Raw genomic sequence first — 12,710 nt, 5'->3', positions numbered from 1 at the left:
TCCTAAAAATTAGTTTGGGCTCACTTTGCCATAAACCCCACTTGTTCGCAAATAACGAAAGCGGCGCTGCGTTATGTAACCGTTCGTCGGCGAAAAGGTACCGATTACGGCAACAAACAATTTGTTAGGTTTTCCAATCAAAAAGTGTGATAGAACAGTGCTAACAAACTTTTTGTTTGGCATCCACATAAAAGTTCAGTCGCATGAATGGGAATGGGCTGAAACGCGTATGCGGGGGCCGGCAAGAGAGAACTTAAGGAGTTCACCGTATGGCCGATAAGATCCAGTGGGCGGGCAACACGATGCCCAAGAGCGATGACAAGCACTTGGGAATCATGAGCCTCGACCACGTGAAGAAGGCCCGTGCCTTCCACCAGTCGTTCCCCCAGTACACTGTCACTCCGCTTGCCCGCCTGGACGGCCAGGCCGCGCGCCTGGGCCTGTCCAACCTGTGCGTTAAAGACGAGAGCTATCGCTTTGGCCTCAACGCCTTTAAGGTCCTGGGCGGCTCGTTTGCCATGGCCAACTATATTGCCGATGAGACCGGCAAGGACGTTGCCGACTGCACCTTCGATTACCTGACCTCCGATCAGCTGGCCGAGGACTTTGGCCAGGCCACCTTCTTTACCGCCACCGACGGCAACCATGGCCGCGGCGTGGCATGGGCTGCCAACAAGCTGGGCCAGAAGGCCGTCGTGCACATGCCCAAGGGTTCCACTAAGCCCCGCTTCGATAACATCGCCGCCGAGGGCGCAACGGTGACCATCGAAGAGGTCAACTACGACGAGTGCGTGCGCATGGCCGCCGCCGAGGCCGACGCCTGCGAGCGCGGCGTCATCGTTCAGGACACCGCCTGGGAGGGCTACGAGAAGATCCCGTCTTGGATCATGGAGGGCTACGGCACCATGGCTTCCGAGGCTGCCGAGCAGCTGCGCGAGATGGCCATCAACCGCCCGACCCACGTGTTTGTCCAGGCTGGCGTGGGTTCGCTCGCCGGCGCCGTGGTGGGCTACTTCACCAACCTGTATCCCGATAACCCGCCCACCTTCGTCGTGGCTGAGTGCGCGCCTGCCGCCTGCCTGTACAAGGGCGCTGCCGCCGGCGACGGCGACCCGCGCATCGTGGACGGCGACATGCCCTCCATCATGGCCGGCCTGTGCTGCGGCGAGCCCAACATTCTGGGCTGGGATATCCTGCGCAACCACGCCACCGCCTTCGTGTCCTGCCCCGACTGGGTCACCGCTCGCGGCATGCGCACCCTGGGCGCTCCCGAGAAGGGCGACCCGCGCGTCATCTCCGGCGAGTCCGGCGCAGTGACCACCGGCCTGGTCGAGACCCTCATGCTCGATCCCGAGTACGCCGAGCTCAAGGAGCTCATCGGCCTGGACAAGACGAGCTCCGTGCTCTGCTTCTCCACGGAAGGCGACACGGACCCCGACCAGTATCGCCGCATTGTTTGGGAAGGCGAGTATCCGACCTGCTAGCGAGCCTAACCTGTCCGGGTGGCGGAGCATATGTTTACTCCCTGCTCGGACAGTCCTGCTCGCACGGAGAGCACATTAAGTGCTCTCCGGCTCGTGCGGAACTCGCGATGGAGCAAACATATGCTCCGCCACCCTACGTTTACTTGCTTGCCGGGTACTCGACCTCACGCTGCTTGGCACAAGTGATTTATCTGAAATATCTACCTGTAGGTAAACCCTTGTAGAAAGGTTAACTGTTATGACTAAAGAACTCGATTTTGATGCCATTAAGGCTGCTGCTGAGTCTCATCGTGCTGATATGACTCGCTTCCTGCGCGCTATGATCTCCCATCCCTCTGAGTCTTGCGAGGAGGGTGAGGTTGTCGCCTGCATCAAGGCCGAGATGGAGAGCCTTGGCTATGACGAGGTCAAGGTCGACGGCCTGGGCAATGTTATGGGCTTTATGGGTGAGGGCGACAAGATCATCGCCATCGACTCTCACATCGACACCGTCGGTATCGGCAACATCGAGAACTGGGATGCCGATCCCTATGAGGGCTACGAGACCGACGAGATCATCTACGGCCGCGGCGGCTCCGACCAGGAGGGCGGCATGGCTTCTGCTACCTATGCTGCCAAGATGATGAAGGACATGGGCCTCATCCCCGAGGGCTACAAGATCATGGTCGTCGGCACCGTCCAGGAAGAGGACTGCGACGGCATGTGCTGGCAGTACATCTACAACAAGGACGGCATTAAGCCCGAGTTCGTCATTTCCACCGAGCCCACCGACGGCGGCATCTATCGCGGTCACCGCGGCCGCATGGAGATCCGCGTCGACGTTCACGGCACCTCCTGCCACGGCTCCGCTCCCGACCGCGGCGATAACGCCATTTACAAGATGGCCGACATCATCGCTGACGTCCGCGCCCTCAACAACAACGGCTGCGACGAGTCGACCGACATCAAGGGCCTCGTCAAGATGCTCGACCCCAAGTACAACCCCGAGCACTACGAGGACGCCCGCTTCCTGGGCCGCGGCACCTGCACCGTCAGCCAGATCTTCTACACCAGCCCCAGCCGCTGCGCCGTGGCCGATTCCTGCGCCATCTCCATCGACCGTCGCATGACCGCCGGTGAGACCTGGGAGTCCTGCCTGGACGAGATCCGCAACCTGCCGGCCGCCAAGAAGTACGGCGACGACGTGAAGGTCTCCATGTACATGTACGACCGTCCGTCCTGGACCGGCGAGGTCTACGAGACCGAGGCTTACTTCCCCACGTGGATCAACAAGGAGACCGCTCCGCACGTCAAGGCCCTCGTCGACGCCCACAAGGCCATGTTTGGTGACGAGCGCATCGGCTGCGAGCCCAGCATGGACAAGCGCACCGGTCGCCCGCTGTGCGATAAGTGGACCTTCTCCACGAACTGCGTTTCCATCCAGGGCCGTTATGGCATCCCCTGCGTCGGCTTTGGCCCGGGTGCCGAGTCTCAGGCTCACGCTCCCAACGAGGTCACCTACAAGGATGACCTGGTCACCGCTGCCGCCATGTATGTGGCCGCCCTGAACCTCTACGATCCGAGCCAGGCCGATGGCGATGCCACCGTGTTCCGCGCCGGTCTGACCAACAACAAGATCGACTAGTCCCATTCCTTGATCTTGTTGAGCCGGGGGCCGCTCGTGCCCCCGGCATCCCCTGTTGACTTGGGGCCCGCGGTCGTTATCTCCCATGCTTCCTCAACGGTGGCGGGTCCTCGTCATGGTGCTCTGCATGTTCTAGCCACACGCGCATGCCGGAGCACATCTACTCATTGCGATCGTTTCATCTTTAGAAAGGATATTTACATGGACGCCAAGTTTACCGAGCTCGTCGAGCAGCTGAACGGCCTCGATTTTAAGGGTATGTACGGCAGCGACTTCCTGCACACCTGGGACAAGACCACCGATGAGCTCAAGGCTCTCTACATCATCGCCGACGCCCTGCGCGAGCTGCGCGAGAACAACGTCTCGTCCAAGATCTTCGACTCGGGTCTGGCCGTCTCCCTGTTCCGCGACAACTCCACCCGTACGCGTTTCTCCTTCTCTAAGGCCGCCAACCTGCTCGGCCTTGAGCTGCAGGACCTGGACGAGAAGAAGTCCCAGATCGCTCACGGCGAGACCGTCCGCGAGACCGCTACCATGATCTCCTTCATGGCCGACGTCATCGGCATCCGCGACGACATGTACATCGGCAAGGGCGACGCCTACATGGCCGAGGTCTCCGAGTCCGTGCAGCAGGCTTACGAGGACGGCGTTCTGGATCACCGTCCCACGCTCATCTCCCTGCAGTCCGATTCCGACCACCCCACGCAGTCCTCTGCCGACATGCTCTACCTCATCAACGAGTTTGGTGGCCTCGAGAACCTCAAGGGCAAGAAGGTTGCCGTCACCTGGGCCTATTCGCCCTCTTACGGCAAGCCGCTGTCCTGCCCGCAGTCGCTGATCAGCCTGCTGCCCCGCTTTGGCATGGACGTCACCCTGGCTCACCCCGAGGGCTACGACCTCATGCCCGAGGTCGTCGAGCGCGCCAAGGGCTATGCCGCCGAGTCCGGCACCACCTTTAAGCAGGTCAACACCATGGCCGAGGCCTTCGAGGGCGCCGACATCGTGATCCCCAAGAGCTGGGCTCCGTTTGCCGCCATGGAGAAGCGTACCAACCTGTACGCCGAGGGCGACGACGCCGGCATCGCAGCGCTCGAGAAGGAGCTGCTCGCCCAGAACGCCACCCATCAGGACTGGTGCTCCACGACCGAGCTCATGGAGAAGACTGCCAACGGCCAGGACACCATCTTTATGCACCCGCTGCCCGCCGACATCTCCGGTGTCTCCTGCGAGCACGGCGAGGTTAACGCCGACGTCTTCGACATGCACCGCGTGGGCATGTACAAGGAGGCCAGCTACAAGCCGTACGCCATCGCTGCCATGATGTTCCTGCAGAAGGTTGCCGATCCCGCCGCTACCCTCAAGGCCCTCGACGAGCGCAACACCGCCCGTTGGCTCCAGGCCTAAAGCTGGGCTGAGAAATGGCTAAGCGTATCGTTGTCGCCCTGGGCGGAAACGCCCTCGGCGCCAACCTTCCCGAGCAGATGGAGGCCGTCAAGACGACTTCCAAGGCTATCGTCGACCTGATCGAGGAGGGCAACGAGGTCGTCGTCGTGCATGGCAACGGTCCCCAGGTGGGCATGATCGCCAACGCGATGGCTGAGCTCACGCGCTCTAATCCTCAGAAGTACGTTCCCTGCCCCTTGTCCGTTTGCGGCGCCATGAGCCAGGGCTACATTGGCTATGACCTGCAAAACGCCCTGCGAGAGGAAATGCTCGACCGCAATATCGACAAGGGTGTCGCCACCGTGCTCACCCAGGTCGAGGTTGCGGCAGACGACCCGGCCTTTGCCGACCCGGTCAAGCCGATTGGTCCGTGGATGAGCGAGGCCGAGGCCAAGGAGCTGGAGGCCGACCGCGGCTACCAGTTCATCCACGACGAGAAGCAGGGCTTCCGTCGCGTGGTTGCCTCGCCCAAGCCCGTGAACATCGTCGAGCTCGACACCATTAAGTCGCTCGTCGAGTCCAACCATGTGGTGATCTCCTGCGGCGGCGGTGGCATTCCCGTCACCAAGGCCCAGGGCAACCACCTTAAGGGCGCTGCCGCCGTCATCGATAAGGACTTTGCGGCCGAGAAGCTCGCCGAGCAGCTCGATGCCGATGCCCTGGTTATCCTGACGGCCGTGGAGAAGGTTGCCATTGGCTTTGGCACCGACCACGAGCAGTGGCTCGACACGCTGACCGCGGCTGACGTAAAGCGTCTGTCCGAGGCCAACGAGTTCGGTCGCGGCTCCATGCTGCCCAAGGTTCAGGCCGCCTCGACGTTTGCCGAGAGCAAGCCGGGCCGCACGGCGCTCATCACACTGCTCGAGAAGGCGCGCGATGGCCTTGCCGGCAAGACCGGTACCACGTTTACCGGCGACGCTGAGTAGGCATATCTGCACCATTGAGGAGGGTGCCCTGCGTCGCGGGGTGCCCTCCTTTGTGCTATGGAGAGCCAAGGGGCGTTCGCTGGAAAAACGAGCGCATACCTGTTCCGACGGAGTGCGAGCTTGGTATGGTGGGTATAGCAACTATGGTGTCCAAGGCAGCCAGGGGAGGTTTGCGGAGATGAAACTCGGTTGCGTCATTATGGCCTCGGGCGAGGGCAAGCGGTTTGGCTCTAACAAAATGCTTGCCGATATCTATGGCGAGCCGCTGATTGCCCGGACCATCGATTCGGTTCCCCGGGGCTTTGACGTCGTGGTTTCGACGCGTTGGCCCGAGGTCGCCCAGATTTGCGAGGACAAGCATTGCCCGTGTGTGCTGCACGATGGCGAGCTGCGCAGCGAAAGCGTCCGTGCGGGCCTTTCGTGGGGAGTCGAACGCAACTGGAAAGGTTGCCTCTTTTTGCCGGGCGACCAGCCGCTCGTGAGTTCGGATTCTTTTGAGGCTATGGTTCGTGCATTTGACGAGCGTGGCCGCAAACATCCGGTGCGTCTTGCGTGTAACGGTGAGCCTTCGAGCCCGGTGCTCTTTCCGGCGGAACTGTTCGATGCACTTATGTGTCTTGAGGGCAAGGACGGCGGGGGCTCGATTCTCAAAGGTCGCACCGACGTGGTGCTGGTCGAGGCGCGTGCCTACGAGCTGTGGGACGTCGATACCGTCAAGGGACAGCGACGCATAACGGAGCATATTGCCGCCTGCTCGTATTTTGATCGCGTGGCCAACTGTATTAATCAATAAGGAGCAACATGATCATCATCAAAAACGGCGCGCTCGTGACGCCCCAGGGGCTTCGCCGCGCCGATCTTGCCATGGAGGGCGACAAGATTGTGCGGATTGCCGCGGCGATTGAGCCGGCCGAGGGCGATACCGTCGAGGATGCCGTGGGCTGTTGGGTGTTCCCCGGCTTTATCGACGGCCACACGCACATGCAGTGCTGGACTGGCATGGATTGGACAGCCGATAGCTTTGAAACCGGCACGCGTGCGGCTGCCTGCGGCGGTACGACGACCATCGTGGACTACGCGACGGCCGATCGCGGCGTGACCATGCCCGACGCCCTTGCCGAGTGGCATCGCCGTGCCGACGGAACCTGCACGGCCAACTACGCCTTTCATATGGCACTCGCCGAGTGGAATGAGCGCAACCGCGCCGATCTTTCGGCTATGCGCGAGGCGGGCGTGTCGTCGTTTAAGACCTACTTTGCCTATGACCACCTGCGCTTGGACGATGCCGAGACGCTCGAGGTGCTGGAGGAGCTCAAGCGCGTGGGCGGTATCCTGTGCGTGCATTGCGAGAACGGCACGTTGGTCAACGCGCTGCAGAAGCGCGTGTTTGAGCAGGGTATCCACGGGCCTGAGGGCCATGCGCTCAGCCGTCCGGATGTGTGTGAGGCCGAGGCCGTGAGCCGCCTGCTGTATCTGGCTCACTTGGCCGGGGACGCTCCGGTCAACGTGGTGCACCTTTCGACCAAGCTGGGGCTCGAGGCCATTCGCGCTGCCAAAGCGCGCGGGCAGAAGAACATCTATGTCGAGACCTGCCCTCAGTATCTGATGCTCGACGATACTTGCTACTTGGAGCAGGGCGAGGACGGCTTTGCGGGTGCCAAGTATGTGATGAGCCCGCCGCTGCGCCATGCGGGTGACCGTGCAGCCCTGCGCGAGGCGCTTGTGACCGGCGAGATCGATACGATTGCGACCGACCACTGCAGCTTTAACCTGCATGGGCAAAAGGACCGTGGGCGCGACGACTTCCGTGCGATTCCCAACGGCGGCCCCGGTGTGGAGCATCGCCCCGTCGCGATCGCCACGAGCTTTGAGGGACAACTGGGACCCGAGGGTCTGTGCCGCTTGATGAGCGAGAACCCGGCGCGCGTCTTTGGCATGTACCCGCGCAAGGGCTGTCTTGCCGAGGGTGCCGATGCCGACGTGTGCGTGTGGGATCCTTGCGCGCGTTGGACGATCAGCGCCGCGACGCAGCATCAGGCCGTGGACTACACGCCGCTCGAGGGCTTTGAGGCACATGGCCGCGCCAAGGCCGTGTTTGTGAACGGCGTGCTGGTGGCGCGCGATGGCGAGCCCACCGGAGCCCAGCCCGGTCGCTACGTGCCCCGCTAGCAGCAAAGATGCCGTGTCCCCTCCTCAGTTGCGGTGAAATACGGACTGTTTGCGGCCGTCGGGCGGCCAAACAGTCCGTATTTCACCGCAACTGAGGAGATGGGGCCGGCTACTTGAGGCTGCTGGCGACGACGGGGCGGTCGAGAGCTGCCTCGAAGCGGTCGGCCATCGTGGGGTCGCTGAGCGTGTCGACTTGGTTGAGCATGACGCGTGCGGTGCTGAGTTTCAGCGCCTGCATCTCGGCATTGAGCACCATGGCGACGCGCTCGGGCGTGGCGATGTCAGTGAGCTCGCAGCCGCAACGCTCGCAAAAGAGCTCGGGGCGGTGGACGGCTTCGTTGATGGGCTTGCCGAACCCCGAGGCGCCGACGATCCAGACGATGTTGGCCGTGCCAGAGGGAATCACCGGCTCCCAGGCGGCGTGCGCCTTGAGCGGGAGCCGCTTGCTGCCGTCCGCCTCGGCCAGGACGTAGTCAAAGCGCTGCGCCAGCTGGTCGAGCGGCTCGGCAGGGGAGGAGAACTTGCCTGTCTGGGGGTCCAAGACACCTGTCTGGCAGATGCTTCCCCGCACAAGCCCCGCGCAGGCCTCGCAGGTGCAGCCTAGGGCGTGTGAGGCACCTGGCTTCCAGGGCGCGGCGTCCAGGCGACGGCTCGACCCGTCCCACGGCACGCCGGCGACGGGGAACATGCGCGTGGTGGTGCAGAGGAGCACGCGGCCGCCAGCGCGCATAAGCTCAAGGCCGAGCGTCTTCAGCAAGGTCGACTTGCCTCCACTGCCGATAATTGCAGTAATGCCCGGCTCGATCTTGAGCGCGGAGGCAAGGTTTCCGCTCGTCGTTTTCATCTGTTCACCGCCGTATAAAACTGTGATAATAAATAATCATCAGAGTAGCGGTCGAACCGCATTTGCTCTGCTCAAACCGTAGCACAGGGAGGTGTCCCGGGAATGCTCGTTTATGTTCGCGGCGCCGGCGATATCGCCACGGGCGTCGCCGCTCGCTTGGTGCGCGCCGGCGTGTCGGTCGTTATGGCCGATATCGCGGTTCCCACGTGCATCCGCCGCACAATCAGTTTTTGCGAGGCTATTCGCTTGGGCGAGGTCGAGGTCGAGGGCATTCGCGCTCGCTTGGCACAGACGCCGGCAGAGGCGCTTGCAATTACCGAGGCTGGAGACGTCGCCGTTGTGGTGGACCCCCAGGCCAAGATGCTCGGCGAGCTGAAACCCGCTGCCGTGGTCGACGCGATTCTGGCTAAGCGCAACCTGGGTACCACGCGCGGCATGGCGCCTGCCGTCATCGCCGTGGGGCCGGGCTTTACCGCGCCGGTTGACTGCGACGCCGTGGTCGAAACCATGCGCGGGCATTTCCTGGGCCGTGTCATTACCCAGGGTTCGCCCCAACCCAACACGGGCGTGCCGGGCATTATCGCTGGCTATGGCAAGGAGCGCGTTATCCACAGCCCCGCCGCCGGCGTGTTTCGGTCCGACCGCGCGATCGGCGACATCGTGAGCGCCGGAGACGTGATTGGCTACGCGGGCGATTCGCCCATGTGCACGCAGATCGATGGCTGTCTGCGCGGGCTTTTGGCGAACGGCGTGCAGGTGACTGAGGGCTTTAAATGCGCCGATGTCGATCCGCGCGGCGATGCCAGCTATATCAACTACATTTCGGACAAGGCGACGTCGGTCGGCGGCGGCGTGCTCGAGGCACTCGCTATGCTCACCGATATCTTTAGAGGATAGAAGGCGGCAATGGAAAAGCTCGATGTTGTGAATGCGGCGCTTGTCGCCCTGCGTGCTGGCGAGACGTGCGAGCTCGTGGTCGTGGCCGGCACGGCGGGGTCGTCGCCGCGCGGCGTGGGCGCCTGGATGGCCGTCTTTGCCGACGGTAGCCAGGCGGGCACCATCGGCGGCGGCAAGATCGAACTTTTTGCGCTGGACGAGGCGCGAGAGCTGCTGGCCGCGGGGCAATCGCGTCTGGTCCGCTACACCATGGGCGGCGAGAACTCCGATACCGGTATGATCTGCGGCGGAGCCATCTGCCTGTGCTATCTGCATCTGGATGCGATCCAGGCACCGTTGTTCCAGGAAATTGCCGACGTCTTGACGTATCAACGTATCGGCGACTTCGTCATCGACTTTGAACCGTTTGTCATTCAGGCCCTGGAGGGCGATGTGGTCGAGTACCATAGCGAGGCATCGCGCCATACCATTGCCGGCTGCCCCGAGCTTTCGCTGGTGGAGGAGGGGAGTAAGGTCACCTACACCAACGCCGCCTCCGAGATTCCCGCGGCGCACATCGAGACGCTCTGCCCCGAGGGCCTGACCTATATCTTTGGCTGCGGCCACGTGGGCGCCGCGACGGCGCGGGTGCTCACGGCGGCGGGCTTTGCCGTCGTGGCGTGCGACGACCGCCCCGGCACGCTGACCCCCGATTGGGTGCCCGGTGTCTACGATCGTCGCTTGGTCGATTACAAGAACCTGAGCGAGCTGTGCCCCATCGGCCCGCGCGACCTGGTGGTCGTCGCCACGGCGGGTCACAAGTCCGATATCGACGTGGTGATTCAGGCCATGCGCGCCAAGCCTGCCTACCTGGGCTGTCTGGGCTCGCGCCGCAAGACGGCCTTTGTGCGTGCCCGCCTGGAGCAGGAAGGTTTTACGCAGGACCAGATCGACGAGCTGCACCTGCCGATCGGTGTTGCCATCGAGGCCGAGGATCCCGAAGAGATCGCTATCTCCATTGCCGCCGAGATGATCCACCTGCGCCGCACCAAGCTCGTCCCCCGCAAGCGCTAATCGCATCTCCACCAATAAGTTGCGGTGAAATACGGATTGTTTAAGCCTGTTAGGCCGCCCAACAGTCCCTATTTCACCGCAACTGTTTGTTGGGACCCATTTGTGCGGGGGAGTTGTGGAGTTGTGCAGGCAGACGAGGTTTTTCTGGAAATACGCTCCCGATGCGCGTATAGTACCGATTGTTTTGTCGGCTCCTGCTGCGTCGAGTCCAAACCGCGAAATGCCATGAGCGGCGCGGATGCAGCCAGGAGGCACGAGGACAACCCATCGTGGCCACGCCCCGTGCTTAAAACCCCAAGAAGGAGTGAACAATGGCAGAAGAGAAGTATGTGCCGCGTCTGAAGGCCAAGTACAACAACGAGGTCAAGCAGCAGCTTCAGGACAAGTTCCAGTACGAGAACGTCATGATGATCCCCAAGTTTGAGAAGATCGTCGTGAACATGGGTGTCGGCGAGGCCGCTACCGATTCCAAGGCCATCGACGGTGCCGTGCGCGACCTGCGCGCCATCACCGGCCAGCAGCCGATGATCACCCGTGCCCGCAAGTCCATCGCTACCTTCCGCCTGCGCGCCGGTATGCCGATCGGCTGCAAGGTTACCCTGCGTGGCGACCGTATGTGGGAGTTCTTCGATCGTCTGACCTCCGTCGCGATCCCCCGTATCCGCGACTTCCGCGGCATCTCCGCCAAGAGCTTCGACGGCCGTGGTAACTTCTCCATGGGCGTCACCGAGCAGCTCATCTTCCCCGAGATCGACTTCGACTCCGTCGATCACCAGCGTGGTATGGACATCACTTTCGTGACCACCGCCAACACCGATGAGGAGGCCAAGGCCCTTCTGGACGCCTTCGGTTTCCCGTTCAAGAAATAGGTTCACCTGCCCTATAAGCGCCGTTCCCACAAGGGGGCGGCGCTTGGGGCGAACAATACTCTATGTGAGGAGGATATAAGTGGCTAAGACATCGATGATCGTCAAGTGCAATCGCAAGCAGAAGTTCTCTACTCGTGAGTACACGCGCTGCCAGCGCTGCGGCCGTCCGCACTCTGTGTACCGCAAGTTCGGCCTGTGCCGTGTCTGCTTCCGCGAGCTTGCACTCAAGGGCGAGCTTCCCGGCGTTAAGAAGGCCAGCTGGTAAGTCACTACCAGCGTTTCAAGCATCAGTTTGGAACAGGGAAAACGCGCTAAAAAGGCTTTGCCGTTAAGGGCGGCGAAGAACCAAGAGCACGTGTTCATCAAGAACGAAGGAGAATCTGTATGAACCTTACAGACCCGATCGCAGATATGCTTACGCGCATCCGTAACGCTAACTCTGTGAACAAGGCCACGGTCTCCATGCCGAGCAGCAAGAAGCTCGTCGAGATCGCTCGTGTTCTGCACGAGGAGGGCTACATCGAGGGCTACGATGTCGAGGACACCGTTCCCCAGAAGACTCTGCACATCACGCTTAAGTATGGTCCCAAGAAGGCTAAGGTCATCAACGGCATCCGCCGCATTTCCAAGCCGGGCCTGCGTAAGTACACCGGCGTTGCCGACATGCCCCGCGTCCGCGGTGGCCTTGGTACCGCCATTATTTCCACCAGCCATGGCGTCATGACCGACCGCGATGCTCGCAAGCACAACGTCGGCGGCGAGATCATCGCTTACGTCTGGTAATTCGCTCGGTAGGTAGAAGGAAAGGAGATCACCGTGTCTCGTATCGGTAATAAGCCTGTCCAGATTCCCGCCGGAGTCGAAGTGGCAGTCAACGGCAACAACGTTGTCGTCAAGGGCCCCAAGGGCCAGCTCGAGCTCGATGTCTTTGAGAAGCTCGCTATCAACGTCGAGGACAACGTCCTCACCGTTTCCCGTCCCGACGACGAGCGTGAGACCCGTGCCCGCCACGGCCTCACCCGTGCCCTCATCCACAACATGGTTGTTGGCGTTTCCGAGGGCTTCGAGAAGAAGCTCGAGCTCGCCGGCGTCGGTTACCGCGTGCAGCAGAAGGGCAAGAACCTCGAGTTCTCCCTGGGCTTCTCGCACCCCGTGATCGTCGAGGCTCCCGAGGGCATCACCTTCGAGGTTCCCGACAACACCCACGTGAACGTCAAGGGTATCAACAAGCAGCAGGTCGGTCAGATCGCCGCTGAGATCCGCGGCCATCGTCCTCCCGAGCCTTACAAGGGCAAGGGTATCCACTACGTTGGCGAGCACATCCGCCGCAAGCTGGGTAAGGCCGCCAAGTAGTCGTAACCGACTCACTCGCATAAGACCAGCACCCCGTCAGGTGCTGGC

13 protein-coding genes are annotated in these 12,710 nt (G+C 61.9%); 12 read left to right on the top strand and 1 reads right to left on the bottom strand.

The genetic code is table 11. The features are described from left to right. The first annotated feature begins 269 nt into the window (after positions 1-269). From dpaL to hydA, 6 genes are all read left to right on the top strand, one after another. Positions 270-1,484 (top strand): diaminopropionate ammonia-lyase, encoded by a 1,215-nt coding sequence (dpaL, locus tag AAAX36_RS07190; RefSeq protein ID WP_349074863.1) that lies wholly within the window; start codon positions 270-272, stop codon positions 1,482-1,484. Positions 1,485-1,722: 238 nt separating this feature from the next. After that, on the top strand, positions 1,723-3,108 hold the full coding sequence (locus AAAX36_RS07185) for a YgeY family selenium metabolism-linked hydrolase (RefSeq protein ID WP_117736004.1): 1,386 nt from the start codon (positions 1,723-1,725) through the stop codon (positions 3,106-3,108). 201 nt (positions 3,109-3,309) lie between these two features. Continuing rightward, the gene (ygeW, locus tag AAAX36_RS07180; protein ID WP_349074861.1) at positions 3,310-4,512 is read left to right on the top strand and encodes a knotted carbamoyltransferase YgeW; all 1,203 of its coding nucleotides are present in this window, start codon (positions 3,310-3,312) and stop codon (positions 4,510-4,512) included. 14 nt (positions 4,513-4,526) lie between these two features. Beyond that, positions 4,527-5,477, top strand: a complete 951-nt coding sequence (gene arcC, locus AAAX36_RS07175; RefSeq protein WP_349074859.1) for a carbamate kinase — start codon at positions 4,527-4,529, stop codon at positions 5,475-5,477. Between the two features lie 178 nt (positions 5,478-5,655). Further along, complete coding sequence (locus AAAX36_RS07170) at positions 5,656-6,270, top strand: nucleotidyltransferase family protein (protein ID WP_195503610.1); 615 nt, start codon at positions 5,656-5,658, stop codon at positions 6,268-6,270. Between the two features lie 8 nt (positions 6,271-6,278). Next, positions 6,279-7,646 carry a dihydropyrimidinase gene (gene hydA, locus AAAX36_RS07165; RefSeq protein WP_349074857.1) on the top strand — a complete coding sequence of 456 codons (1,368 nt, stop codon included), beginning with the start codon at positions 6,279-6,281 and terminating at the stop codon, positions 7,644-7,646. A gap of 109 nt (positions 7,647-7,755) precedes the next feature. Here the strand turns inward: hydA and yqeC are convergent, their stop codons facing one another. After that, positions 7,756-8,490: a selenium cofactor biosynthesis protein YqeC gene (gene yqeC / locus AAAX36_RS07160; protein WP_349074856.1), complete on the bottom strand. Its 735-nt coding sequence runs from the start codon at positions 8,488-8,490 to the stop codon at positions 7,756-7,758. Positions 8,491-8,592: 102 nt separating this feature from the next. On the opposite strand from yqeC, the gene yqeB reads away from it, so the two are divergent. From yqeB to rplF, 6 genes are all read left to right on the top strand, one after another. Beyond that, positions 8,593-9,387, top strand: coding sequence for a selenium-dependent molybdenum cofactor biosynthesis protein YqeB (gene yqeB / locus AAAX36_RS07155; RefSeq protein WP_349074855.1), 795 nt, complete (start codon positions 8,593-8,595; stop codon positions 9,385-9,387). 9 nt (positions 9,388-9,396) lie between these two features. Next, the gene (locus AAAX36_RS07150) at positions 9,397-10,440 is read left to right on the top strand and encodes an XdhC family protein (RefSeq protein WP_349074853.1); all 1,044 of its coding nucleotides are present in this window, start codon (positions 9,397-9,399) and stop codon (positions 10,438-10,440) included. A gap of 311 nt (positions 10,441-10,751) precedes the next feature. Beyond that, positions 10,752-11,309 carry a 50S ribosomal protein L5 gene (rplE, locus tag AAAX36_RS07145; protein ID WP_154516073.1) on the top strand — a complete coding sequence of 186 codons (558 nt, stop codon included), beginning with the start codon at positions 10,752-10,754 and terminating at the stop codon, positions 11,307-11,309. A gap of 79 nt (positions 11,310-11,388) precedes the next feature. Further along, positions 11,389-11,574, top strand: coding sequence for a type Z 30S ribosomal protein S14 (locus AAAX36_RS07140; protein WP_022094280.1), 186 nt, complete (start codon positions 11,389-11,391; stop codon positions 11,572-11,574). 119 nt (positions 11,575-11,693) lie between these two features. After that, the gene (rpsH, locus tag AAAX36_RS07135) at positions 11,694-12,092 is read left to right on the top strand and encodes a 30S ribosomal protein S8 (protein WP_006235262.1); all 399 of its coding nucleotides are present in this window, start codon (positions 11,694-11,696) and stop codon (positions 12,090-12,092) included. A 33-nt stretch (positions 12,093-12,125) separates the two neighbouring features. After that, positions 12,126-12,662 carry a 50S ribosomal protein L6 gene (gene rplF / locus AAAX36_RS07130; protein ID WP_006235263.1) on the top strand — a complete coding sequence of 179 codons (537 nt, stop codon included), beginning with the start codon at positions 12,126-12,128 and terminating at the stop codon, positions 12,660-12,662. Positions 12,663-12,710: the final 48 nt, after the last annotated feature.

The sequence above is a fragment of the Collinsella sp. CLA-ER-H10 genome, from assembly GCF_040092475.1.
GTDB lineage: Bacteria > Actinomycetota > Coriobacteriia > Coriobacteriales > Coriobacteriaceae > Collinsella.
This window is presented reverse-complemented; position numbering and strand designations above follow the sequence as displayed.

Coding starts and splice junctions, on each gene's coding strand:
- arcC (WP_349074859.1), top strand. CDS start 4,527: ATGGCTAAGCGTATCGTTGTCGCCCTGGGCGGAAACGCCCTCGGCGCC.
- rpsH (WP_006235262.1), top strand. CDS start 11,694: ATGAACCTTACAGACCCGATCGCAGATATGCTTACGCGCATCCGTAAC.
- rplE (WP_154516073.1), top strand. CDS start 10,752: ATGGCAGAAGAGAAGTATGTGCCGCGTCTGAAGGCCAAGTACAACAAC.
- hydA (WP_349074857.1), top strand. CDS start 6,279: ATGATCATCATCAAAAACGGCGCGCTCGTGACGCCCCAGGGGCTTCGC.
- dpaL (WP_349074863.1), top strand. CDS start 270: ATGGCCGATAAGATCCAGTGGGCGGGCAACACGATGCCCAAGAGCGAT.
- yqeB (WP_349074855.1), top strand. CDS start 8,593: ATGCTCGTTTATGTTCGCGGCGCCGGCGATATCGCCACGGGCGTCGCC.
- ygeW (WP_349074861.1), top strand. CDS start 3,310: ATGGACGCCAAGTTTACCGAGCTCGTCGAGCAGCTGAACGGCCTCGAT.
- yqeC (WP_349074856.1), bottom strand. CDS start 8,490: ATGAAAACGACGAGCGGAAACCTTGCCTCCGCGCTCAAGATCGAGCCG.
- AAAX36_RS07170 (WP_195503610.1), top strand. CDS start 5,656: ATGAAACTCGGTTGCGTCATTATGGCCTCGGGCGAGGGCAAGCGGTTT.
- AAAX36_RS07185 (WP_117736004.1), top strand. CDS start 1,723: ATGACTAAAGAACTCGATTTTGATGCCATTAAGGCTGCTGCTGAGTCT.
- AAAX36_RS07150 (WP_349074853.1), top strand. CDS start 9,397: ATGGAAAAGCTCGATGTTGTGAATGCGGCGCTTGTCGCCCTGCGTGCT.